At 66.5% G+C, this 835-nt stretch carries 1 protein-coding gene; it reads left to right on the top strand.

The genetic code is table 11. The features are described from left to right. Positions 1–69 precede the first annotated feature (69 nt). Positions 70–824, top strand: a protein-coding gene (locus MOX02_RS30825) for an IS5 family transposase (RefSeq protein WP_147029547.1) whose coding sequence is annotated in 2 segments (ribosomal slippage) — positions 70–400 and positions 400–824 — 756 coding nt in all. Because the reading frame shifts where the segments join, the coding sequence is not laid out codon by codon here. Positions 825–835: the final 11 nt, after the last annotated feature.

The following is an 835-nucleotide window of genomic DNA, read 5'->3' on the forward strand; positions in this document are numbered from 1 at the left end:
TAGCGTCCGGACCCATAACGGTGGCGCGCTCTGCCACGGTGTGATTCAGGGTTCCTATAGGAGGAGCCCATGGATCAGTTTTGGTTGACGGACGAGCAGTTTGCGAAGATCGCGCCGCATCTGCCCACCGACACGCGCGGCAAAGCTCGCGTGGATGACCGGCGCGTGATCAGCGGCATCGTCCATGTGCTGAAAAGCGGTGGCCGCTGGGCGGATGCACCGCGCGAGGTCTACGGGCCGAAGAAGACCCTCTACAACCGCTTCGTGCGCTGGGCAGCCAAGGGCGTCTGGGTCGGACTGTTTGAGACGCTCTCCCACGCTGGCGGACCGCCCGCGCAGGTGCTGATCGACTCCTCGGCCGTGAAGGCGCACCGCTGCGCCTCGGGAGGGAAAGGGGGGAGCAGAACCAAGCCATCGGCCGCTCGCGGGGCGGACGCACGACGAAGATCCACGCGCTCACCGACCGCTTCTGCCGCCCGCTCGCTTTCCTGCTGACCGGCGGCCAAGTCGCTGACTGCAAGGCTGGCGCACTGCTTCTGGAGCGCCTGCCCGCCTGTCGTATCTTGCTGGCTGACAAAGGCTACGACAGCGACGCCGTCCGGCGGCAGATCGAGGCAACGGGAGCGGCCCCCAACATCCCGCCCAAAGCCAACCGGCGCTGGAAGCCGTGCTTCTCGCCGGTGCTCTATCGCGGCCGCAACGCCATCGAGCGCATGTTCGGCCGCCTCAAGGACTTCCGACGCATCGCGACCCGCTACGACCGCTTAGCCAGCAACTACCTTGCTGCCGTCTGCCTCGCCGCCGCTGTAAGTTACTGGTTGTGAGTCCGGAGCCT

It is taken from the genome of Methylobacterium oxalidis (genome assembly GCF_007992195.1).
In the GTDB taxonomy this organism is placed as follows: Bacteria; Pseudomonadota; Alphaproteobacteria; order Rhizobiales; family Beijerinckiaceae; genus Methylobacterium; species Methylobacterium oxalidis.